Source organism: Faecalispora anaeroviscerum (assembly GCF_947568225.1).
GTDB classification, from domain to species: domain Bacteria; phylum Bacillota; class Clostridia; order Oscillospirales; family Acutalibacteraceae; genus Faecalispora; species Faecalispora anaeroviscerum.
Genome location: NZ_CANOOQ010000001.1, coordinates 1,534,273 through 1,556,842, shown reverse-complemented (window position 1 = coordinate 1,556,842; position 22,570 = coordinate 1,534,273). Strand labels below are relative to the sequence as shown.

18 protein-coding genes and 1 tRNA gene are annotated in these 22,570 nt (G+C 53.3%); 12 read left to right on the top strand and 7 right to left on the bottom strand.

Features of this window, described 5'->3' with window-relative positions:
• Positions 1-7 precede the first annotated feature (7 nt).
• Positions 8-93 (bottom strand) — tRNA-Ser (locus tag QOS46_RS07815).
• A gap of 260 nt (positions 94-353) precedes the next feature.
• Here QOS46_RS07815 and asnS point away from each other — a divergent pair.
• The 4 genes from asnS to secF all read left to right on the top strand — a co-directional run bounded on the left by asnS (position 354) and on the right by secF (position 5,833).
• Positions 354-1,748, top strand: a complete 1,395-nt coding sequence (gene asnS / locus QOS46_RS07810) for an asparagine--tRNA ligase (protein WP_283608729.1) — start codon at positions 354-356, stop codon at positions 1,746-1,748.
• A 267-nt stretch (positions 1,749-2,015) separates the two neighbouring features.
• Positions 2,016-3,302 carry an aminotransferase class I/II-fold pyridoxal phosphate-dependent enzyme gene (locus QOS46_RS07805; protein WP_283608728.1) on the top strand — a complete coding sequence of 429 codons (1,287 nt, stop codon included), beginning with the start codon at positions 2,016-2,018 and terminating at the stop codon, positions 3,300-3,302.
• 159 nt (positions 3,303-3,461) lie between these two features.
• A complete protein-coding gene (gene secD, locus QOS46_RS07800) occupies positions 3,462-4,871 on the top strand; it encodes a protein translocase subunit SecD (RefSeq protein ID WP_283608727.1) in 1,410 nt (469 codons plus the stop codon).
• Entirely contained in the window at positions 4,868-5,833 is a 966-nt protein-coding gene (gene secF, locus QOS46_RS07795; protein ID WP_283608726.1) for a protein translocase subunit SecF, read from the top strand. Before secD ends, secF begins: the two co-directional genes overlap by 4 nt.
• 121 nt (positions 5,834-5,954) lie before the next feature.
• On the opposite strand, the gene QOS46_RS07790 is transcribed toward secF, so the two are convergent.
• Complete coding sequence (locus QOS46_RS07790; protein ID WP_283608725.1) at positions 5,955-7,142, bottom strand: glycosyltransferase; 1,188 nt, start codon at positions 7,140-7,142, stop codon at positions 5,955-5,957.
• Between the two features lie 566 nt (positions 7,143-7,708).
• On the opposite strand from QOS46_RS07790, the gene hprK reads away from it, so the two are divergent.
• The 6 genes from hprK (at position 7,709) to pfkA (ending at position 16,188) form a co-directional block, all read left to right on the top strand.
• Complete coding sequence (gene hprK / locus QOS46_RS07785) at positions 7,709-8,701, top strand: HPr(Ser) kinase/phosphatase (RefSeq protein WP_408611452.1); 993 nt, start codon at positions 7,709-7,711, stop codon at positions 8,699-8,701.
• A gap of 55 nt (positions 8,702-8,756) precedes the next feature.
• Positions 8,757-9,668, top strand: coding sequence for a UDP-N-acetylmuramate dehydrogenase (murB, locus tag QOS46_RS07780; RefSeq protein WP_283608723.1), 912 nt, complete (start codon positions 8,757-8,759; stop codon positions 9,666-9,668).
• Positions 9,669-9,697: 29 nt separating this feature from the next.
• On the top strand, positions 9,698-10,555 hold the full coding sequence (gene rapZ, locus QOS46_RS07775) for an RNase adapter RapZ (RefSeq protein ID WP_283608722.1): 858 nt from the start codon (positions 9,698-9,700) through the stop codon (positions 10,553-10,555).
• A 9-nt stretch (positions 10,556-10,564) separates the two neighbouring features.
• The gene (gene whiA / locus QOS46_RS07770; RefSeq protein WP_283608721.1) at positions 10,565-11,470 is read left to right on the top strand and encodes a DNA-binding protein WhiA; all 906 of its coding nucleotides are present in this window, start codon (positions 10,565-10,567) and stop codon (positions 11,468-11,470) included.
• 119 nt (positions 11,471-11,589) lie between these two features.
• Positions 11,590-15,096, top strand: coding sequence for a DNA polymerase III subunit alpha (locus tag QOS46_RS07765; protein ID WP_283608720.1), 3,507 nt, complete (start codon positions 11,590-11,592; stop codon positions 15,094-15,096).
• Between the two features lie 120 nt (positions 15,097-15,216).
• A complete protein-coding gene (pfkA, locus tag QOS46_RS07760) occupies positions 15,217-16,188 on the top strand; it encodes a 6-phosphofructokinase (protein WP_283608719.1) in 972 nt (323 codons plus the stop codon).
• A 92-nt stretch (positions 16,189-16,280) separates the two neighbouring features.
• Here pfkA and QOS46_RS07755 read toward each other — a convergent pair whose 3' ends face one another.
• The 3 genes from QOS46_RS07755 to QOS46_RS07745 all read right to left on the bottom strand — a co-directional run bounded on the left by QOS46_RS07755 (position 16,281) and on the right by QOS46_RS07745 (position 19,785).
• The gene (locus tag QOS46_RS07755) at positions 16,281-17,510 is read right to left on the bottom strand and encodes an NRAMP family divalent metal transporter (RefSeq protein WP_283608718.1); all 1,230 of its coding nucleotides are present in this window, start codon (positions 17,508-17,510) and stop codon (positions 16,281-16,283) included.
• Positions 17,511-17,638: 128 nt separating this feature from the next.
• Positions 17,639-18,493 (bottom strand): TIGR03915 family putative DNA repair protein, encoded by an 855-nt coding sequence (locus QOS46_RS07750; RefSeq protein WP_283608717.1) that lies wholly within the window; start codon positions 18,491-18,493, stop codon positions 17,639-17,641.
• Complete coding sequence (locus tag QOS46_RS07745; protein WP_283608716.1) at positions 18,472-19,785, bottom strand: putative DNA modification/repair radical SAM protein; 1,314 nt, start codon at positions 19,783-19,785, stop codon at positions 18,472-18,474. Before QOS46_RS07745 ends, QOS46_RS07750 begins: the two co-directional genes overlap by 22 nt.
• A 3-nt stretch (positions 19,786-19,788) precedes the next feature.
• Here QOS46_RS07745 and QOS46_RS07740 point away from each other — a divergent pair, with 3 nt between their 5' ends.
• Positions 19,789-20,055, top strand: a complete 267-nt coding sequence (locus QOS46_RS07740; RefSeq protein ID WP_283608715.1) for a hypothetical protein — start codon at positions 19,789-19,791, stop codon at positions 20,053-20,055.
• Between the two features lie 117 nt (positions 20,056-20,172).
• Entirely contained in the window at positions 20,173-21,129 is a 957-nt protein-coding gene (locus QOS46_RS07735) for an L-lactate dehydrogenase (RefSeq protein WP_283608714.1), read from the top strand.
• 3 nt (positions 21,130-21,132) lie between these two features.
• Here the strand turns inward: QOS46_RS07735 and QOS46_RS07730 are convergent, their stop codons facing one another.
• Complete coding sequence (locus QOS46_RS07730; RefSeq protein ID WP_283608713.1) at positions 21,133-21,513, bottom strand: RidA family protein; 381 nt, start codon at positions 21,511-21,513, stop codon at positions 21,133-21,135.
• An 83-nt stretch (positions 21,514-21,596) separates the two neighbouring features.
• The gene (locus tag QOS46_RS07725; protein ID WP_283608712.1) at positions 21,597-22,469 is read right to left on the bottom strand and encodes a DegV family protein; all 873 of its coding nucleotides are present in this window, start codon (positions 22,467-22,469) and stop codon (positions 21,597-21,599) included.
• Positions 22,470-22,570 lie beyond the last annotated feature (101 nt).

The window sequence follows — 22,570 nt, the reverse complement described above, 5'->3', positions numbered from 1 at the left end:
CTTTTTATGGCGGAGAGGATGCGACTCGAACGCACAATGCCTTGCGGCACACCACATTTCCAATGTGGCTCCTTACCATTAGAATACCTCTCCATGGCAATATCAAACCCGCTGTCGGGCTGACGACTATGTTATTATAGCGAACCTTTTTGCAAAAATCAAGACTATTTTAAAATATCCAGTAAAATTTTTTGTTTTGTCGCTGATTGTGGGGGAAAGGATGTTATAATAACCTCAAACCGCAAAACGAAGCAGAGCGAATATTTTCATTCTGCTTATAACATAGTAAAGCATAATTGTGAGTACCGTGCCGCAGGGTGGACTGCGGCAAAAAATCAGGAGGTATCGATGGTATGGAACGAATCGAAATCGCAAAGATTCTTGCGGACCCGCAGAAATACGCGGAGCAGACAATCACTGTCTGCGGGTGGGTCAAAAGCATCCGGGATTCCAAAGCACTGGGATTTATTGATTTGAACGACGGCAGCAGCTTTGCGGGGCTTCAGGTTGTATTTGAAGCGCAGAAGGTTGAAAATTTTGCGGAGATTGCAAAGCAGAACGTAGGGGCCGCGCTTTGTGCGACCGGTACTCTGATGCTGACTCCTCAGGCAAAGCAGCCGTGTGAGCTGCACGCCGTACAGATTGCGGTAGAAGCTCTCTCTGCGCCCGAATACCCGCTGCAGAAAAAACGCCATTCCGTAGAGTTTCTGCGTACCATCGCACATTTGCGCCCGCGCACCAATTTATTCAGTGCTGTGTTCCGTGTGCGCTCCGTTGCGGCTTTTGCCATTCACCGCTTTTTCCAGGAACGCGGCTTCGTCTATGCCAACACACCGCTGATTACCGCCAGTGATTGTGAGGGCGCGGGCGAAATGTTTCATGTTACCACGCTCGACCCGATTAATCCGCCTTTGAACGAGGATGGTTCGGTCGATTACACGAAGGATTTCTTTCAGAAGCACACCTCGCTGACAGTATCCGGTCAGCTGGAGGGGGAGTGCATGGCACTCGCGTTTGGCAAGATCTATACGTTCGGCCCTACCTTCCGCGCTGAAAAATCATATACCGCGCGCCATGCGGCAGAATTCTGGATGGTCGAGCCTGAAATCGCGTTTGCTGATCTTTCAGACGATATGCGTCTGGCCGAGGATATGCTCCGCTCTGTGATTGGCTCTGTGATGGATTCCTGCCCGCAGGAGCTGGACTTCTTTAACCGGTTTGTCGATCCCGGCCTTCTGGAGCGCCTGCGCCATGTGGCGGAATCGGATTTTGCACACGTGACGTACACACAGGCAGTGGAGCTGCTTGAGCGCGAAAACAGCCGGTTTGAATACCCGGTTTCATGGGGCAGTGATCTGCAGACCGAGCATGAGCGGTATTTGACTGAGCAGGTGTTCGGCAAGCCGCTGTTCGTTACGGATTACCCGAAGGAGATCAAGGCGTTCTATATGCGCACGAACGACGATGGAAAAACAGTGGCTGCTATGGATCTTCTTGTGCCTGGTATCGGTGAGATCATCGGCGGCAGCCAGAGAGAGGAACGGCTCGAACTTCTGCAAAGCCGTATGTGTGAAACGGGTCTCTCCGAAGAGGAATATGGGTGGTATCTCGATCTGCGTCGTTACGGCGGGGCGAAACATGCGGGCTTTGGCCTCGGTTTTGAACGCATGGTGATGTACCTGACCGGCGTTTCCAATATACGGGATGTCCTGCCTTTTCCGCGCACAACCGGCTCTGCGGAATTTTAACAGGAAGCTTCCCTATAAAAAAGAAGAAAGCTATGCCTCCCCGACCTTCAATAGGGGAGGCATAACTATTATAATTAATTATTTTTTAAGATTAGCATTTCAGAAAATCCGTGAAAAAAGCAATTTGCTCTACTTTTTTGTGAAAAACCTGCCAAATATAACAAAAATGCAGGAAAGATAAATTTAACTTGCGCTTTTGATCTGAATATATTAGAATAGTAATACTTTCAATATCATTTATGCAGGTTTGGAAAAGGAGATGCTCAAATGGAATATGGTTTGTTGTCCAGACAAGAACTGGAACAGGAAAAGCAAAAGGTTCAGCAACAGTATGACGCTTTCAAGGCACAGGGTCTCAAGCTGAATATGGCAAGAGGGAAGCCCTCTCCCGAGCAGCTGAATCTTTCTATGGATATGCTCAATATGCTGACGTCGGATTCTAATATGATTGCTTCCACCGGGGATGATCTGCGCAATTACGGTATGCCTGAGGGTCTGCCCGAGCTGCGCGCAATTCTGGCAAAGATGATGCAGGTAAAACCGGAAAATGTCATTATCGGCGGCAACTCCAGCCTCAATATGATGTTCGACTTTATTTCCTGCGGCATGACACATGGCTTTTCTGGCTGCAAGCCCTGGGGTAAGCAGGAAAAAATCAAGTTTTTGTGCCCTTCTCCCGGGTATGACCGTCATTTTGCTATTACGGAATATTTCGGCTTTGAGCTGATTCTGGTTCCGATGGTGGACGGCAGCCCCGATATGGATCTCATTGAGCGCCTGGTGGCTGAGGACGATACCATTAAAGGAATGTGGTGTGTGCCGAAGTATTCCAACCCGCTCGGAACCACCTATTCCGATGAAGTGGTTCGCCGTGTGGCGGCACTGAAACCTGCCGCTCTGGATTTCCGCGTAATGTGGGATAATGCTTACTGCGTTCATGACCTGACGGATACGCCCGACGAGCTTCTTGATCTGTACGCGGAATGCGAAAAGACTGGGAACACCGAGTTGCCGGTATTCTTCTGCTCTACCTCTAAAATCACATTCCCGGGAGCAGGGATTGCCGCCATGGCGGCAGGAGAAACAACCTATCAGGATATTAGAAAGCACCTTTCGTTCCAAACGATTGACCCCGACAAGCTCAACCAGATGCGTCATCTGATGTACCTGCGCGATATGGACGGCATTCTGGAGCATATGAAGCATCACAGAACCATCATCGCACCGAAGTTTCAGGTGGTGCTTGATACCCTCGGCAGCGAGCTGGGGGATAAGAACATCGCTTCCTGGACGAATCCGAACGGCGGTTATTTTGTGAGTGTGGATGTGATGGAGGGCTGCGCGAAGCGCGTGGTTCAGCTGTGCAAGGAGGCCGGAGTTGTTCTTACCGGCGCGGGCGCGGCGTTTCCCTACGGCAAAGACCCAAAGGATACCAACATCCGTGTAGCACCCACATATCCGTCCTTGGAAGAGATGAAAAAGGCCATCGCGGTGTTTTGTGTCAGCACTCGTCTGGCTGCTTTGGAGAAGCTGCTGGGCGCCGCTGCAAAATAATACCTTTTTGCGAAATCGTCTGTGAAACAAACAGCAATTCAGGGCTTTTCCATTGACTTTTTGCGGGTATCATCCTATAATAAGCTTTGTTATGTACGCGGCTGCGGTTCCATCTGGAACGCAGCCGCGGAAACCTTAATGCTATTGGAGGATATTTGCATGAAGCGAGTAGGAAAACCGGTGTTTTTCATCGTCGCCCTCCTTATCCTGCTTTTTACCTACACCGCCATTTTTGGGGTATACGCGCAAAACGGGGATAATCGCACTACATATGTAAAAGGTGCGGGCGACATTCGATGGGGCATCGACATCCGCGGAGGGGTAGAGGCCACCTTTACTCCCGATACCGGAAAGGGAGCGACTGAGGATCAGCTTAACGCGGCAAAGTCGACGATTGAGCTGCGTCTGGTCAACAACAATATTACGGATTACGAGATCTATACTGATGATCACAACGACCGTATTATTGTCCGCTTCCCCTGGAAAAGCGGCGAACAGAGTTTTGACCCAGAAGCAGCCATTCAGGAACTGAGCGCGACCGCGCTGCTTACCTTCCGTGAAGGGGGAGATTACGCAACCACCGAGACCGGCTCTGACGGTCAGCCGGTTTACAAAACCCCTACGGGTACGACAAAGGATGCGATTATTCTGCAGGGCGACGAGGTTGTGTCAGCCCAGCCGCAGGTATATCAAAATCCTGATACCGGCAAAACGGAGTATCTGGTCGCACTGGAATTCAGCAAAGAGGGCTCAACCAAATTTGCCGAAGCAACAGAGCGTTTGGTTGGACAAACCATTTCCGTCTGGATGGATGACGTAATGATTTCTGCCCCGAACGTAAAAGAGGCGATTACGGACGGTAAATGCACCATCGAGGGAAACTTTACAGCGGCGGAGGCTTCCTCCCTGGCTGCGAAGATCAGCGCCGGTGCTCTGCCGTTTAAGCTAACGACCACCAACTTCCAGACGATCAGCCCATCCCTCGGCAGCAGCTCTCTGGATGCCATGCGCTGGGCCGGCGTTGTCGCGTTTGCGCTGGTGTGTCTGTTCATGCTGGTGGTGTTCCGTCTGCCCGGCCTGATTGCGGTGATTGCCTTGATGGGGCAGGTTGCCCTGTCGTTTGCGGCAGTTTCGGGATATTTCCCCTTCCTCAATAGCTTTACGATGACGCTGCCTGGCATCGCCGGCATTATCCTTTCCATTGGTATGGGCGTGGATGCGAATATTATCACTGCCACCAGAATCAAGGAAGAGCTGTGGGCTGGTAAAACGCTCGACGGAGCGATTCAAAAGGGTAATGCCAACAGCTTCTGGGCGATTTTTGACGGTAACATTACCGTTATTATCGTTGCTGTGATTCTGATGCTGGTGTTCGGACCTACAAACCTGTTCTCAGCTTTGTTTGGTTCCTCCACAACAGGGGCTATCTATTCCTTTGGATATACTCTGCTGGTCGGAACGATTGGCAACTTTATCATGGGCGTTACCGCGACTCGCTTGATGACCAAATCAATCTCCGGGTTCCGATTCGCGCGCAGCAAGTGGCTGTATGGAGGTGCCGATAAATGAAAACTTTTCAAGTTCATTTTTATGAGAACCGCAAGATCTACTTTACGGTTTCGTTGGGCCTGATGGCAATCGGCCTGATCTTTAACGTTATTTTCGGCACTCAGCTTGATATTCAGTTCACCGGCGGTGCGCTGATTAAGTACTCCTATACCGGCACCATCGATCAGGAAAAGGTACAGGATATTGTTCAGACTACGACGAGCAAGCCTGTTACCGTTAACATCAATGAGGATGTAAAGTCCGCGACCGGCAAGGAAGCTCTCAATAATGTGTCGATTTCCTTCTCCGGTACGGAGTCGCTGAGCGTGGAGCATCAGCAGGCGGTGGCCACCGCGTTGGCAAAGGAATACCCGAAAGCAAACTTTGCCGTAGTGGAATCCAGCTCTGTCAACCCGGTTATGGGCCGCGATTTCTTCCTCAAGTGCCTGTTGTCGGTATTGGTTGCGGCTGCGCTGCTGATTGTCTACATTGCAATCCGCTTTAAGAAGATCGGTGGTGCTTCCGCGGGTACTATGGCGATTATCGCCCTGCTGCACGACGTGGCGATGGTGTACTTTACATTTGTCATCTTCCGCATGCCGATCAACGATAACTTTATCGCGGTTGTTCTGACCATTCTCGGCTATTCCCTGAACGATACGATCATTATTTACGACCGTATCCGTGAAAACCGCAAGCTGATGGGTCCCAAGACCGATTACGGCGTTTTGGTCGACACCAGCATCAATCAGACCCTGACCCGTTCTCTGTATACCGCGGGCTGCACCTTTGCCGCAATCGCGGTGGTGTATATCGTCAGCGTAATGTACAATCTGGATTCTGTGCAGACCTTTGCTCTGCCGATGATGGTAGGTATTATTACCGGCTGCTATTCCTCCATCTGCGTGGCTGGCCCTCTGTACGTAATGTGGCAGAAGCATAAGCAGCAGAAGAAGCTGCAACAGACGGCTTCATCCCGCTGAGTCCATTCAATAGCAATGAAAAAGGGGCATTCAAAGAATGTCCCTTTTTTGTTGCCCGTCAAAATATTAATACCGAAAAGGCAGGTTGGATAATTTCCCACCTGTCTTTTCGGTATCTGTATTATTCCAGTTTTTCTGCTGTTTTGTAGTGGTGCTTTTGCGTGAGCGAGTAAAAACTCAAAAAGCTCTTTGCCTGTTCCTCAAGCGTCAGATCACCCATTGTGCGTGTGACCAGCTTTTTCATGGCCGCTTCTTTTTCCGGGGAAAGGGAGGCGAAATTGCACAGGATTTTTTCAATATCGGTTTCACAATCATATGCGAAGCCGTTGACCCCATCCACCAGCAGCTCGGCGCAGGCACAGTTCTTCGGCAGAATGACTGGCAGACCGCTCACAATAGCTTCGAGCGGGGCAGCCTTCATGGTGTCAGATTCCGACGCACTGAAAAACGCACTGCAAACCTGGTAGCACAGCGGAATCTGTTCCCGCGGAATCTCTCCGGCAAAGGTGATCCGTGAAAAAATTCCCAGCAGATTTGCTTTGTTTTTCAGCTCGTCGAACTGCGGGCCTGTCCCTACGATTGCCAGATGCAGCTTGGTTTGCCCTTTACATAGGGTAGCCCATCGATCCAACAAAGCATCCACCTGGTTGTCCTTGCCCAGTGTTCCCACAAAAAGGATTCCTGTTTTTCCGGTGATTCCAAGGCGACGGCGCATTGCTTCGGTTTGTTCCCCCTCCGGCGTCTTTTTGCGCAGTCGTTCGGTGTCTATGCAAAGGGGAGAAACGGTTAGCTGGCGGTGTTTGCACAAGGGACGAATCTTGCGCAGAATTTTCTGCGAGGGGCTCGTCACAAGATCAGAAAAGGCCAGTGCTTTGCGGTAAGCGCTTTGGCACAGCTTTTGGTTTAGCAGACGGCGAATTCCTTTGCCGTAAAAGCCCTCACTTACATTGTGGGTACTCTGTACTGTGGTGATCAGGGGAAGATCGTGGGAAAGAGCGTACTTTAGACCCAGCCCGCCCACCGAACAAAAAGTGAACAGGTGAATCACATCCGGGTCGAAATCTTCAATAAAATCTTTTAACCGGTTCAGTTTGGTCCGCTGTCCCGTTTGCCCGTAGACGGTGTCGGCGGGCTTGGCCGGGCCGAACAGGGTGTGCTGCTCCAGATAGCATTCTTCTGATTCCACGTCGGTGCTGACTACCAGCACCTCATGCCCCATGCGAATGAGAGATTGGGCGAGCAGCAGAACCTGCGTTTCTACCGCGGAGGTTTGAGGCAGGTATGTTTCTGTAAAAATGGCGATTTTCATAAATCCTCCCGTTCCGGTCAGCCGAGCCGCTCAGCGAATCCAACGCCTCCGGCCAATCCGCAAATCATCAAAACTCACTTATTTTATCACAGATCAAGCGGCAGATTCACAATGCCTTTTGCACAGGTAAGGATCGCTCAGCAATCACGCCGCGGGGTTATCATTTTGCAGGAAAAGAATATTCCGGCTTTTCGAAGGAAGCCGATATTGGCATTTAGGTAAGAGATTATGCTCTTTCCAGATTATTATAGTATAGCAGAAGGAATTTGTCTTGGCTGAAATATTAATTTTCTTTTTAACAATCTTCAGGCGTCGAAAGCTCTGCTTTCGCTTACGCCGTGAGGTTATTATAACATAAAATTTCCCTGTGCAATCATTTCTTTTGCCAGTTTGGGCAAATTGACTTTCAGGTGGCCAATCATTGAATTTTGCCCGGTTTTGAGCTATAATAACAACAGATAAATCTTTGCAAAGCAAATTTTGACCACGGTAGGTTTCCCGACGTTTGAAACGGGCAAAAGCTGCGGCCTGACTTTGATCAGGCGGCGAAAAATATAGGAGTGATAATGATGAGCGGCCACGAGAACCACAACGCGAAGCCAACCTATACGGTCCCGCTTTCCAAGGTGATTAAAGAGCTTTCCCTTCGCCCTGTTTATATGCCGGTCGATCCAGAAAAGGTATTGATTTCTTCCCGCGAGGTGAACCGTCCGGGCCTGGAGCTGAACGGTTTTCTTGATTATTTCGATTCTCATCGTATCCTGATCATGGGGAATACAGAAACAGCGTTTTTAAGCAGCTTTTCGCCGGAGGAACGGCAGGTTTCGCTTAACAAGCTGTTATCGAAAAAATCGCCTGCGGTCATTGTTGCGCGCGATATTGAACCGTTGCCCGAACTGCTGGAAGCGGCGCAGATTTATGGCGTATCGGTGTTCAGTTCGTCCGAACCGACCAGCGACCTGATGGCCGCGCTCGTATCGTATGTGAACGTTGAGCTAGCCCCGCGCATTACACGCCATGGCGTTTTGGTAGAAGTATATGGCGAAGGAATCTTTCTGGTGGGAGACAGCGGTGTGGGCAAGAGCGAGACAGCCATTGAGCTGATTAAGCGCGGCCACCGTCTGATCGCCGACGACGCGGTGGAAATCCGCCGGGTGTCGGCCAAATCCCTAGTGGGTACCTCGCCGGAAAATATCCGTCATTTTATCGAGCTGCGTGGCATAGGCATTATCAATGCCCGGCGCATTTTCGGTATGGGTGCCGTCAAGGTGACCGAGAAACTGGATATGGTCATCAGTCTGGAACAATGGGACAGCTCTAAGAATTACGACCGGATGGGCCTTGAAAATGACTATACGGAAATTCTGGGGATTCGGGTGCCGATTCTGACGATTCCGGTAAAGCCGGGGCGCAACCTTGCGGTGATTATTGAGGTTGCTGCGATGAACAACCGCCAGAAGAAGATGGGCTATAATGCTGCGCAGGAGCTGCTGAGCAGCCTTGGATTGGATTCTCAACTGCTGGAACCCACCGAAAAAAAATTGGATTTTGATTTATAATGCCGGAGCGGATGACTCCGGTCTTTCTTGCGGGCAAAAATATTAGGAGGCATCTATGGATCGGATTGAACAATTAGGGGCAATGGCACAGCGGCTTGGCTGCTCTTATTCTTTTCACGAGCCGATGAGCCGGCATACCACGTTTCGCATTGGGGGCCCGGCAGATCTGTTTGTTTCTGCCGGCAGCCGCGAGTGTTTGCAGCGGATGGCGCGGCATGCCAACGAGCTGGAGATACCATACTTAGTGGTGGGTAACGGTTCCAATCTGTTGGTGAGCGACGAGGGAATTCGCGGAATGGTGATGGCCCTGACAGGGGAATTCAACGAGATGACACTAACACAGTCGCAGCAGGTGCGGTGCGGTGCGGGCGCTCCGCTTTCGGCGCTGTGTACCTTTGCTCTGAACCATTCGCTTTCGGGCGCGGAGTTTCTATGGGGGATTCCCGGCACGGCAGGCGGCGCCGCGTTTATGAATGCGGGGGCCTACGGCGGAGAAATGAAGGATATTCTGTTTTCCTGCGAGCATATGACGCACGACGGCGAATTTGGCACCCTGACCGGGGCGGAGCTGGAGCTTTCTTACCGGCACAGCGCGTACAGCCATAACCGGTCCGCCATTCTGTTTTTGAATTTGCAGCTTTGTGCGGGAGCGCAGGAAGAAATCCGTGCGAAGATGAATGATCTGATCGGCCGGCGGCGATCCAAGCAGCCGCTGGAGCTGCCTAGTGCGGGCAGTGTGTTCAAGCGCCCGCCCGATCATTTTGCGGGCACGCTGATCGAACAATGCGGCCTTAAGGGCCAGAGTGTTGGCGGTGCGGCCGTCAGCAGCAAGCACGCGGGCTTTATTGTAAATCAGGGCGACGCGACCTGTGAGGATGTTCTGCGTCTGATCTCTGTGATTCAATCGACCGTTCTAAAACAAACAGGTATCGAGCTGGAGTGTGAGATTCGTAAGATCGGGCAGTGACCGGGGTGTGAAGCGAGGGGGAATTTTAAATGGAATTTATTATTGTAACCGGGCTTTCCGGCGCGGGAAAGTCCAGGGCCGTCAACGCGTTGGAGGACATCGGTTTTTACTGCGTGGATAATATTCCGCCAAAACTGATCCCAACCTTTTACGACCTTTGCAGCCAGGCTAAGGAAGGGTTCCAGCGGGTAGCGGCCGTAACGGATATTCGCGGCGGCACGCTGTTCGACAGCCTTTCTGAAACGCTGGCTCTGCTGCGTGAGGAGGGCAAAAAATATAAGATTCTGTTTCTTGACGCGGGCGACTCCGTTCTGATCAACCGCTTTAAGGAAACGCGTCGCAAGCACCCGCTGGCTGAAGAATACCTCGGCTCTTTAGAGCAGGCGGTGCAGATGGAGCGCCAGATTCTTAAAACCGTGCGCGAGTGTTCCGATTATATTATCGACACGTCGTTTTTGTCGCCGGCTCAGCTCAAGGAACGAATTTCAAGCTTGTTTTTGGGAGACGCCTCCGCGGCGCTGATGGTTCACTGTGTTTCCTTCGGCTTCAAATACGGCCTCCCGCCGGAGGCAGATTTGGTTTTTGATGTGCGGTGTCTGCCTAATCCATTTTATGTGGAGGAATTAAAGCATCAGACGGGTCTGGATGAGCCGGTGCGTGAATACGTTATGCAATGGGATCAGACGAAGGGCTTTGTGAGCCGATTCCTCGATATGATCGATTACATGCTGCCCCTTTACTGCGACGAAGGAAAAAGCCAGCTGGTTATCGCAATTGGCTGTACCGGTGGCCGCCACCGTTCGGTGGCACTCGCGCAGCTGCTGTACAACCACCTTCTCGAAAACGGGAAGAGGGCCAGCGTCAACCACAGGGACATTCATAAATAGGAGAGCACCATGTCATTTTCATATGATGCCAAATCGGAATTATGCAGAATTGAGCCGGAACAGGACTGCTGTGAAAAAGCAGAGTGCTACGGCCTTTTGCTGTGCGCAAAAAGCTTTTCTCCGCTGGCGGTTTCTCTGGTGACGGAGCACCCCATGGTGGCGCGCCGTGCCGCTCAGTTTACGGCGCAGATTACGGGGGCAATTGTGGATGTGCGCACGGCGGTATCGTACCGGCGCAGCAGCTACGTGTTGACGGTGCAGGAAGAAAGCCAGCGCCGGCAGGTGCTTTCGGTGTTTGGCCACAGCGGGAATGAAATCAGCCTGCGGGTCAACCTGGCCAATTTGGAGAACGAATGCTGTAAAGCGGCGTTTCTGCGGGGTGTGTTTTTGTCTTGCGGGACGGTGACGGACCCGAATAAGGATTACCATTTGGAACTGATTCTTCCATATATGAATCTTGCGAAGGATGTCATGACTCTCCTGCGGGAGGGGATGGATTTTCACCCTGCGCTTGTTAACCGTAAAGGCGCGTTTGTGGTGTATTGTAAGGGCGGAGACCGAATCGCCGATCTGCTGGCGTATTTGGGCGCGGGCGGTGCAGCCATGGAGCTGATGCAGGTGCGCATGCTCAAAGAGGTGCGCAACAATGTGAACCGCAAAACAAATTTTGAAACAGCCAATATCGATAAAACCGTCGGCGCATCCGTGCTTCAGGTAGAGGCGATCGAGAAAATCCGTGACACGGTAGGGCTTGAGGCTCTGCCGGACGAACTGCGCGAAACAGCCGAGCTTCGGCTGCAAAATCCGGAGCTGTCCCTGCGGGAGCTGGGGCTGCTGTTCCAGACGCCGGTCAGCCGGTCAGGAGTGAATCATCGGCTGCGGCGCCTGATGGAGGAAGCCGAAAATTTAAAATAATTCCCGGGGGTCGAGGCTTTTTGCTTTGACCGTCGGATTGTATGCAGGCTGAGCCTGCACCCACGTCGAGGGAGAACAGCGAAGCCGCACAAAAAGCTTTTGGGAAGGGGGACAGGCACATGGGATTTGTGCATTTGCATCTGCATACGGAATATAGCCTGCTCGACGGCGCCTGCCGTATTGGGCCGCTCATGGAGGCGGTCAAGGGACAGGGACAGAATGCAGTAGCCATTACCGACCACGGCGTGATGTTTGGCGCGGTGGATTTTTACCGTGCCGCAAAGCAGAACGCCCTTCATCCGATTATCGGGTGTGAGGTGTATGTCGCACGCCGCACCCGGTTCGACAAAGTTCACGGGCTCGACAACGAGCCATATCATCTGATTTTGCTGTGCGAAAACAATACCGGGTACCAGAACCTGATCCAGATTGTTTCCCAGTCCTGGACGGAGGGCTTTTACAGTAAGCCCCGTGTGGATGTGGAGCTGCTCGAGGCGCACAGCGAAGGTCTCATTGCCCTTTCCGCGTGCCTGGCAGGGCAGATTCCCCGTCAGCTGACTGCCGATGATTACGCCGCCGCTCGGGAAACTGCCCTGCGGTACCAGCGTATTTTCGGTGAGGGGAATTTTTATCTCGAGATGCAGGATCACGGTATTCGTGAGCAGAAAATCGTGAATGACGGCCTGATGCGTCTGTCGAAGGAGACCGGCATTCCTCTTGTCGCGACAAACGACTGCCACTATATCCGCCAGCAGGACAGCCGAATGCACTTGATTCTGCTGTGCATTCAGACGAACCATACCATTCAGGACCCCGATAAAATGGAGTTCGCCACCGATCAGTTTTACCTGAAAAGTGAAGAGGAGATGCGTGCGCTGTTCCCGCAGGAGGCGTGCGACAATACGGTTGTGATCGCCGAACGCTGTCAGGTGGAATTTGAGTTCGGTCATACGAAGCTGCCTGCGTTTCAAACGCCGAACGGGGAAGATAACGTACAGTTCTTTCGCAACCTCTGCTTTGAGGGCCTGCACCGTTTGTATGGGGAGCAGCCCGATCCCGCCGTGACGGAGCGGCTGGAATATGAGCTTCGCGTGATCGAAAGCATGGGTTATGTTAACTATTATCTGATTGTTTACGATTTTATTCGATACGCAAAATCAGTCGATATTCCAGTGGGGCCGGGGCGCGGCTCCGGAGCAGGGAGCCTTGCCGCGTACTGTGTTGGCATCACCGGAATCGACCCCATTCGCTATCAGCTGCTGTTTGAGCGGTTTCTCAATCCGGAGCGGGTCAGTATGCCGGATTTCGACATCGACTTCAGCGACGAGCGGCGCGGCGAAATGATCGATTATGTTGTGCGGAAATATGGGGCCGATCACGTGGCGCAGATCGTCACTTTCGGCACCATGGCGGCGCGCGGTTCCCTGCGCGATGTTGGCCGCGCGATGGCGATCCCCTATAATGTGGTGGATGCTGTGGCAAAGCTGGTGCCGATGGGGCCGAATGTGACGCTGGAGAAGGCGCTGCGCGCTTCCTCCGAGCTGCATTCACGCTACGATACCGACCCCCAGATTCACGAGCTGATTGACATGGCCCGCCAGGTGGAGGGCATGCCCCGCAACGCATCCACGCACGCGGCGGGTGTCGTGATTACGGATCATCCCGCCAGCGAATATGTTCCGCTCGCGAAAAACGGGGAATCGATCGTCACGCAGTACACCATGACGACGCTGGAAGAACTGGGCCTTTTGAAAATGGATTTTCTGGGGCTGCGTAACCTTTCGGTGCTGAACGACGCGCAGGAAGCGATTCGCCGCCTGGACCCGAGTTTTTCGATTGCGAAGATTCCCCTCGACGACTCCAAGGTGTTTGAAATGCTCACCGCCGGCTCAACGGACGGCGTGTTCCAGTTTGAATCGGGCGGTATGCGCAATGTGATCATGCAGCTGCGCCCGGAAAATATTGAAGATTTGATCGCGGTGATCTCGCTTTACCGCCCCGGGCCGATGGAATCGATTCCCCGGTATATTGAAAACAGGCACCATCCCGAGAGGGTCACGTATCGCCACCCTCTTTTGATGGATATTCTGAAGGTAACGTATGGCTGCATCGTGTATCAGGAGCAGGTGATGCAGATTTTCCGCACGCTGGCGGGGTACTCCTTCGGCCGCGCGGACATTGTGCGCCGCGCCATGTCGAAGAAAAAGGCTTCTGTTATGGAGCGGGAGCGTTCTATTTTCCTGTACGGCCTTGTCGCGGAGGACGGCACGGTGGAGGTAGACGGCTGCATCCGCCGCGGCGTGGAGGAAGAAACCGCCAAGGCAATTTTCGGTGAGATGGAGAGCTTTGCTTCCTATGCGTTCAACAAATCCCACGCGGCGGCCTATGCCACGATTTCGTATCAGACCGCGTGGCTCAAGTGTCGCTACCCGCGCGAATATATGGCGGCGCTGCTCACCAGTGTGCTGGATAACACGAATAAGATCGCCGCGTATATTGCCGAGTGCTCTCGAATGGGCATCCGCGTGCTGCCGCCGAATGTCAACCAGAGCCGCCGCGGCTTTACCGTTGCGGGGCGCGACATCCGATTTGGTCTACTGGCAGTCAAGAACCTGGGCGACGGTTTTTTACGAAGCCTGATTCAGGAGCGGGATGCGAATGGAAATTTCGAATCCTTTTACCAGTTCTGTAAGCGCATGTACGGCAGGGATTTGAACCGCCGTGCGCTGGAAAGCCTGGTGAAATGCGGCGCGCTGGATTCGCTGGATTATAACCGCAATCAGATGCTCACAAGCATTCAGTCGGTGCTCGATACGCTTGATTCCGACAAACGCCGGAATGTGGACGGCCAGCTCGGATTTTTTGATACGCCGCAGCTGCAGTCTGAGGAGCCGGGCTTTTCCATTGACCCCATGCCGGATTTTTCTGACGCGGACAAGCTCGTGATGGAAAAGGAAGTGACCGGGATGTATCTTTCGGGGCATCCGATGGGAAAATATTTGCAGATGTACGAGCAGATTGGCGCAACGCCCACCGGCGAGCTGCAGGAGGAAGCCAGCGAACAGACGGGCCGTCATCAGGACGACGAGATTCTTACGCTGCTGGGGGTGATTTCTTCGGTTAAGCTGAAGGTAACCAAAAACGGCAGTCGGATGGCGTTCGTTCTGCTGGAGGATATGTTTGGCTCGATCGAGCTTCTGGTGTTTCCGAATGTGCTGGAGCGGTACGGGGAACTGGTGGCCGAGGGCAATGTCGTTGTGGCAAAGGGGCGGCTGAGCCTGACGGAAGAAAAGGACGCAAAGCTGGTGTGCGATACGCTTTCCCCGCCACCGCAGGAAAATAGCGGCGCCGCGCTGGCTACGGGAGCGAGCGCACAGCCCGCCGCGAAACGGCATTCCAGCCGGCCTGGCCTTTATTTAAAACTGCCGGCGCAGGAGAGCTTCTGCCACCGAAAAGCGATGCAGTATATCGCGGTGTTTGACGGTGCGACCCCGCTGTACCTGTATTTTGAGGATACAAAAAAGCTAATGCAGGCACCGATGCAGTACCGTGTCAGTGTTAATGATGTTCTGCTCAACGCGCTCCGTGAGTTGCTGGGAGAAGAAAACGTCGCTTTGGTGCAATGATGCAACTTTTATCCATATTATCGGTACTTTAATCCATAGTACCGCCGATTTTGTGATGGTATAATAATCGCATAAACGAAATAAGCCACAGTGTTATTTTGATTCGGGAGGGTCTGAAAGATGGGCAAAAAGCAAATCGCTGTACTTACCAGCGGCGGCGACGCACCCGGAATGAATGCAGCGGTGCGTTCTGTTGTTCGAACCGCGCTTACAAGCGGGATGGGCGTTTTTGGAGTACACAGAGGCTATAACGGCCTGTTAAACTGCGATGTGGAAGAGATGAACCTGCGCAGTGTTTCCGATATTATTCACAACGGTGGAACGGTGCTGTACACCGCCCGCAGCCCGGAGTACAATACGCCGGAGGGTGTGCAGCAGGCGGCGGAAAACTGCCGAAAGCTGGGCATTGAGGGCTTGATTGTGATCGGCGGCGACGGTTCGTTCCGCGGCGCGCGCGATTTAACAGAGGCCGGAATCCCCTGCATTGGGGTACCGGGAACCATTGATAACGATATTGCGTGCAGCGAGTACACCATCGGTTACGACACCGCGATGAATACCGCGATGGAAATGGTGGACCGCCTGCGCGATACGACAGAATCCCACGACCGCTGCAGTGTGGTTGAGGTGATGGGCCGGCGCTGTGGAGATATTGCGCTGAACACCGGGATCGCGGTTGGTGCTATGGCAATTTTGGTGCCGGAGCAGCCGTATGATTTTAAGCAAGATATTTATGAGCGCATGCAGTACACACAGAGCATCGGCAAGCGCCACTTTATTATTGTGGTGGCGGAGGGCGCCGGGTGCCATGTGGAGGATCTTGCAAAAGAGATTGAAAAGAACACGGGCATTGAAACCCGCGCGACGATTCTGGGCCATGTGCAGCGCGGCGGTTCGCCTTCTCTGCGTGACCGTGTTGTGGCGACGCAGATGGGTTATCATGCGGTAAAGCTTCTGGAAAACGGCCAGAGTAACCGTGTGGTTGCCATGCAGAACGGCAGAATAGTGGACTTCGATATTTCCGAGGCGCTCAAGATGACCCGCCAGTTTGATACGGAGCTGTACCAGATCGCTCTGAAGGTGTCAATTTAAATTTTCATAGCATGAACAAAAAAACGCTGCTGTCTAAAAAGACAGCAGCGTTTTTTGTTCAGAGAATCAGCCGCGGAGAAAGCCGGGGGAATTCAGTAAAACATCGCCAGCGAGGAGGGCAGCGCGCGAAAGGCCGCGTATGTAGTAATCACTGTAATCAGGATGCCGGCGGCTGTCAGCACACGGGGGTGGCGGTATTCCTCCCCGACAATGCTCTTGTCACGAATGCTCCATAGTGTGATTGCGAGCGTCAGCGGCAGCACAAAGCCGTTGATCACCCCTGCGATCACCAGCAGCGCGGTTGCTTTGCCGATCGTCGCGATCAGTATGGTGGCCAGTGCGATGAATCCGGTGATGAACCGTGTTTCATTGCGCCCCACCACGGGGTGCAGTGTCTTTAAAAAGGATACCGAGGTATAAGACGACCCGATAATTGTTGTAATCCCTGCGCAGAAGAGCGCAACGCCAAACAGCCGCGAGCCCAGCTCACCAGCCCCGAGTAGAAATGCCTGAGCCGCGGGGTTTTCCGCGGCCTCAATCGCCGCAGAAGCAGCCTGGCCGCCTGCGGCACAGACGCCGAATACCACGAGAAAGATCAAAATGCGCGAAAGGCCGGTAATCCCACAGGAAAGGAGGGTGCTTTTCTGAATGCCGCGCAGGTTTTTTCGGCCGGAAATCCCGGCATCCAGAAAACGGTGCGCGCCGGTATAGGCAATATAGCCGCCGGTGGAGCCGCCCAAAAGCGTAATTAGCGGAATCAGCAGCATCAGCGGCAGCTCCGGTGAGAGCAGGCCGTCAACCGCCCGGTTGATCGGTGGGTGCGTCTGAAATGCCATGATCAGCAGGATGACAAGAACCATCACGCTCAAAACCTGAGATGCCCGGTTGATGCCGTTCGACGCGTTTTTGATGAGGAACAGCGAGATTGCCAGGCCGCTCGAAATAAGGTAACCTGCCTGCAGCGGCAGGCCGCATACGGCATTTAGGCCGAGGGCCGCGCCGCCCACGTTGCCAATGGCAAACGTAAAGCCGCCGAAGGTGACCAGAATGGCGATCACATTCCCGGAGCCGGGCAAAACTCGGTTTGCAAGCTCCTGCCCGCGCAGACCAGACACCCCCAGTATGCTCCACAGGTTGAGCTTCGCAATGGTATCCATGACAATCATCGCGACGATCACCGCCGCAAGGCTCTGGCCGTATTGCGCGGTAAACAACGAGGTTTGTACCATAAAGCCCGGCCCGATTGAGGACGCGCCGGTCATGAAGGCTGCCCCAATGAGGACAGCACGGATTTTCTTTTGTTCCGGTTCCAGTTGGCTCATTTCTTACTCCCTTTCGATCTAAGCGCTCGGGAAAAGTCTCACTCTAGTATCGTACCGTTTTGCGGCGGGAAAAGCAAGGGGAGGCGCAAAAACAGCAGGAAAAGAGGAACTATGAAAAATCAAGCATTTCAGGGAGAGATAGAGTCTGGCGGGAGGGCAGTCGGCGTTTGTGGGCCATCGCGTGTTTCGTCGCTCGATTCTGTTTGCGTCTGACCAGCTCGGAACGGATTGTACTGCATTTCGGTCAAATGCTTCCAGTAGCGTTTTTGCATGTGGGTCATGCGCAGGCGCAGATTTTCGCGGTCACGGATGCTGATGGAATCGTAAAAGGTATGCCACAGCTTGCGGTAGCGCTGCTCGGTTTCGTCCGGTTCCGGCGGCTCAAAGGCCAGCAGGGGCAGAATCTCGTGCCGCCCGTTTTGGTAAACCAGCGCCTGATCGTGGGTTTTGTCATAGATGAAAAAGGTTTCATTGCAGAACCGCTGGCAGAAGTGCGGGGCCAGCAGTGGCAGCACCTGATTTTTTGGTTCAATGACAGACCACAGTGCCCCGTCCGAAACAGAAAAGCGAACGAAACCCTCGTACTGGTGGTTTTCTTGATGTAGGTGCAGCACGGCCTTATTTAAAGTATGCACGGCAGGGTGAGTCAGCTTGTTCATCACCGGTGGGCCGTGACGAAAGGCAAGGCGCAGAAAGCGAAGAATCCATACTTCTTTTTGCGGCAGACAGGTCAGAAAGGCGTGTTCTGCCAGCTCCTTGGCGTCGCAACCAATTTTGGGCAGCATCGCGCGCTTGACCCGGCCTGCTTTGTTCGGGTCCGTGACGATCTCCAGAGCGGGGTACAGCGTCTGCTGGGTGTCCTCCTGTGAGTACACGGCCTGCGGCAGCTCCCTGCGCTCGTACGTTTCAAACAGGCAGCACAGCAGGCCGTCCCAGCTGCCGTCGTAGCGGTAATCGCGGGTCAGCGGGGTCCCGGCAGGCATTGCAGCGCCTCCTCTCCCCAAAGCTGCGGCGTGGGGGCAGGGAAGAGCGAAAGCTGTTCGCCCTGTGGTTCATATAGCTCCCGGCAGGAATCCGATACCAGCGCCCGCAGCACGGCGTCACGGGTCAGTACAGGGGGGCGCTCGTCCCGCCCTGCACCGAAAACAAAGTACCGCGCCCGCTTCAGGACAACCCCAAGCTTTTTCAGGTCCTCTGTACGCAGTGTTCCGTCGCGGCGTGCGGCGGTGATCCGCCGTGCGCTTTTGACTCCGATGCCCGGTACCCGTAAAATCATTTCATAGGTGGCCCGGTTAATGTCCACGGGGAACAGCTCCAAATGATTCAGCGCCCAGTTGCATTTGGGATCGAGCATCGGGTGGAAGCTCTGGTGCGCTTCGTCGAGCAGCTCGTCGGCCGCAAAGCCGTAAAAGCGTAGCAGCCAGTCCGCCTGATACAGCCGGTGCTCGCGCAGAAGCGGCGGCTTGACCGTCAGCGCGGGAAGCAGAGGATCGTTTGAAACGGGAATGTACGCCGAAAAAAAGACGCGCTTTAATTCATAGCGGCGGTACAGCGCTTCCGTCAGCTTTAAAATCTGGAAGTCACTGTCCGGCGTCGCCCCGATGATCATCTGGGTGCTTTGGCCGGCCGGTGCGAATTTGGGCGCGTAGCGGTAGCGGGCCAGCTCCGTAGAGTTCTCTTTGATTTTCCCCGTGATAAAGCCCATGGGCTTTAAAATGTTCGTTTTTGATTTGTCCGGCGCGAGTACCGCAAGGCTTTTCTGAGACGGCATTTCAATGTTGACGCTCATGCGGTCGGCCAAAGCACCCAGCCGCCCGACCAAAAGACTGTCCGCACCGGGGATGGCCTTGGCGTGAATGTAGCCGTTAAAATGGTATTCCTCGCGCAGAATGCGCAGCACCTCGATCATCTGCTCGCAGGTGTAATCCGGATTTTTCAGAATCCCGGAGCTTAGAAATAACCCTTCAATATAATTTCTGCGGTAAAAGTTCATCGCCAAATCCGCCAGCTCCCGTGGCTGAAAGGTGGCCCGGGGCACGTCGTTGCTTCTGCGGTTGACGCAATATTTGCAGTCGTAGGCGCAGCTGTTGGTCAACAGTACCTTCAAAAGCGAGATGCACCGACCGTCTGCCGAAAAGCTGTGGCAGATTCCGCCGGCCATCGCGCTGCCCATCCCGCCGTTGTCCGAGCCCCCGCGATCTACTCCGCTGGAGGTGCAGGCCACGTCATACTTTGCGGAGTCAGACAGTATTTTCAATTTTTCGAGGGTCTGCATGCAATGCCTCCCATTCTATCTAGCGGTATTTTGCCACAAACGCAAAGTATTGTTGTGGTATCATTTATCAACGGTTACTTAAGTGGCGTTTCAGTTATTATATCACGAACATATGTTCTTTGTAAAGAGCGAAAACAGGGTTATACTAAAAAGAATTCTGAATTTCGTTCAGAAAAAAGAACCCAGCGCTTTGGCTCTTTGCCAAACTGGGAAAAAGTGGTATACTGCTATCAAACAAAAGAAGCGCAAAATCGCGGCGCTTCTTTGTAAATCAAACGGAACTTTCTTTTTTCTCCTGCCCAAGGCAAAGAAAAAGAAATGATTGGTTTGATGAAAGGATTAACTGCAGTTGCGAGTGATATTCGCAAAATGACAGGAGGGCTTTTTATGAAAAACGACATCAGAAAAATCGTATTAGTCGGCACCGGCTTTGTTGGAATGAGCTTTGCCTATGCGCTGCTGAATCAGACCGCATGCGACGAGCTGGTGCTGATCGATATTGATGCCCGGCGCGCCGAAGGGGAAGCGATGGACTTAAACCACGGTGTGGCGTTTTCCGGCTCTCATATGAAAATATATGCCGGCACCTATTCGGACTGCAAGGATGCGGACATTGTGGCGATCTGTGCGGGTGTGGCGCAGAAGCCGGGAGAAACCCGCATTGATCTTCTGCAGCGCAATACGGCGGTGTTCCGTTCTGTTATCGGTCCGGTGGTAGGGTCGGGCTTTAGCGGAATTTTTCTGATCGCGACAAACCCGGTGGACATTATGGCGCATGTGACCCAGAAGCTTTCCGGATTTGATCCACGGCGCGTGATCGGCTCCGGCACTACGCTCGACAGTGCGCGCCTGCGGTATCTTCTTGGCGATTATCTGAAGGTCGACCCCCGAAATGTACATGCCTATGTGATGGGCGAGCACGGCGACAGCGAGTTTGTGCCGTGGTCGCAGGCGATGGTTGGCACAAAGCCGGTTCTGAAAATGGTAGAACAATCACCCGAGAAATATTCGTTGGATGATCTGCAGAACATCAGCGAGGAAGTGAAAAATGCCGCGCAGAAGATCATTGCGGCGAAGAAATCGACGTATTACGGTATCGGTATGGCTATGGTGCGGATTGCCAAGGCAATTTTCGGGGATGAAAACAGCATTCTCACGGTTTCAACTCTGCTCAGCGGCGAGTATGGGGAAAGCGATGTGTATATCGGCGTTCCCAGCTTTGTCAATCGGGAGGGCGTCGCCGGTATATTGGAGGTTTCGCTCACAGAAAAAGAGCTTGAAAAATTCAAGCTCTCGGCAAACGTTCTGAAGGATGCCTTCGGTGGCATCCGTTTTGAAGAATAACCGTTACAGAACGGCAATCATTTCGATCTCAACCAAAGCACCCTTCGGCAGGCCGGAAACCTGCACGCAGGAGCGAGCCGGGTAGGGCTTTTCAAAATAAGTGGCATACAGCTCGTTCAGGGCCGCGAAATCGTTCAGGTCAGTGATAAAGACATTGACCTTGACCACCTTGGAAAAATCTGCTCCGTCCTGCTCCAGTACGGCCTTCAGGTTTTCAAATACACGGGTACCCTGCTCCTGGATGCCGCCCTGTACCAGAGCGCCGGTAGCGGGGTCGATTGGAATCTGGCCGGAAGTATACAGCGTATCCCCGATCTGCACAGCCTGAGAATAAGGGCCGATGGCTGCCGGGGCGTTGGTTGTGGCGATTTCTTTCTTTTGCATTTCAGAATCCTCCTGACAAATTATGAATTAATCCCGCGGCGGGCTGGGCGTTAAAGCCCGTGTTGTTCCGCCGCGGAGGACGGTCAGTTTTCGCTGGCCCAAAAGGAAACGGCCAGCATTCCGGGCCCGACGTGTGACCCGATTACGGGGCCGATTTCGCAGAGAATAATCTCTTTTGGGCGAAAACGCTCGCGAATCTCTTGCTTTAACTGCTTGGCGTCTTTTTCACTGTTGCCGTGCCCTACCAGAATCACCTGCTCAGCCGGATTAATGCCGGTTTGGGCGATTCGTTCAATTAGGGCGTCCATCGATTTTCTGCGCCCGCGCACCTTCATCGCGGCGACAAGCTTGCCTTCGCTGTCTACGTGCAGCACAGGCTTTATGCCAAGAGCCGAGCCGGCTAGCGCGGCAACAGACGAGATCCGCCCGCCACGGCGCAAGTGATTGAGGTCGTCTACGGTAAACCACTGGGCAACGTGCAGGTGGCTTTGCCGAGCCCACGCGACCAGTTCGTCGATCGTCAGTCCCTCCTGCTTTTTCTGGGCGGCCAGAATCACAAACAACCCCTGCCCAATGGAAGCGCACAGCGTATCGATGCAAACAACCCGCTGCTCCGGGTATTTTTCTTCCAGCTCCGCCGCAATGATGCGTGAAGACTGGTAGGTGCCGCTCAATCCCGAGGTGAGGCTCAGGTACACAACGTCCATGCCCGCTTCCAGTATAGCTTCGAAATATTTAAAATAAGTGAGCTGGTTAATCTGCGAGGTAGAAGGGGTTTCTCCCGCTGTCATCCGCTCATAAAAGGTAGTCAGATTCATTTCCCGCGCATCCGGATAATGCTGATATAGGGTTCCACCAATCTGAAATTCCATCGGGATGACCCGAACATCCAGCTTTTCCAAAACCTCTGCGGGAAGATCGCAGGTAGCGTCTGTGATTAAGGCATAGTCTTTCAATCAGATGGCCTCCTCTAAAAGCCAGGGCTGCTGTGATTCCCTGAATTTGAATCGTTTTATTCTGCATAACCCCGTCGGTGTATCCCTGTCGGGTTGATAGG

Coding starts and splice junctions, on each gene's coding strand:
- asnS (WP_283608729.1), top strand. CDS start 354: ATGGAACGAATCGAAATCGCAAAGATTCTTGCGGACCCGCAGAAATAC.
- QOS46_RS07805 (WP_283608728.1), top strand. CDS start 2,016: ATGGAATATGGTTTGTTGTCCAGACAAGAACTGGAACAGGAAAAGCAA.
- secD (WP_283608727.1), top strand. CDS start 3,462: ATGAAGCGAGTAGGAAAACCGGTGTTTTTCATCGTCGCCCTCCTTATC.
- secF (WP_283608726.1), top strand. CDS start 4,868: ATGAAAACTTTTCAAGTTCATTTTTATGAGAACCGCAAGATCTACTTT.
- QOS46_RS07790 (WP_283608725.1), bottom strand. CDS start 7,142: ATGAAAATCGCCATTTTTACAGAAACATACCTGCCTCAAACCTCCGCG.
- hprK (WP_408611452.1), top strand. CDS start 7,709: ATGATGAGCGGCCACGAGAACCACAACGCGAAGCCAACCTATACGGTC.
- murB (WP_283608723.1), top strand. CDS start 8,757: ATGGATCGGATTGAACAATTAGGGGCAATGGCACAGCGGCTTGGCTGC.
- rapZ (WP_283608722.1), top strand. CDS start 9,698: ATGGAATTTATTATTGTAACCGGGCTTTCCGGCGCGGGAAAGTCCAGG.
- whiA (WP_283608721.1), top strand. CDS start 10,565: ATGTCATTTTCATATGATGCCAAATCGGAATTATGCAGAATTGAGCCG.
- QOS46_RS07765 (WP_283608720.1), top strand. CDS start 11,590: ATGGGATTTGTGCATTTGCATCTGCATACGGAATATAGCCTGCTCGAC.
- pfkA (WP_283608719.1), top strand. CDS start 15,217: ATGGGCAAAAAGCAAATCGCTGTACTTACCAGCGGCGGCGACGCACCC.
- QOS46_RS07755 (WP_283608718.1), bottom strand. CDS start 17,510: ATGAGCCAACTGGAACCGGAACAAAAGAAAATCCGTGCTGTCCTCATT.
- QOS46_RS07750 (WP_283608717.1), bottom strand. CDS start 18,493: ATGCCTGCCGGGACCCCGCTGACCCGCGATTACCGCTACGACGGCAGC.
- QOS46_RS07745 (WP_283608716.1), bottom strand. CDS start 19,785: ATGCAGACCCTCGAAAAATTGAAAATACTGTCTGACTCCGCAAAGTAT.
- QOS46_RS07740 (WP_283608715.1), top strand. CDS start 19,789: ATGCCTCCCATTCTATCTAGCGGTATTTTGCCACAAACGCAAAGTATT.
- QOS46_RS07735 (WP_283608714.1), top strand. CDS start 20,173: ATGAAAAACGACATCAGAAAAATCGTATTAGTCGGCACCGGCTTTGTT.
- QOS46_RS07730 (WP_283608713.1), bottom strand. CDS start 21,513: ATGCAAAAGAAAGAAATCGCCACAACCAACGCCCCGGCAGCCATCGGC.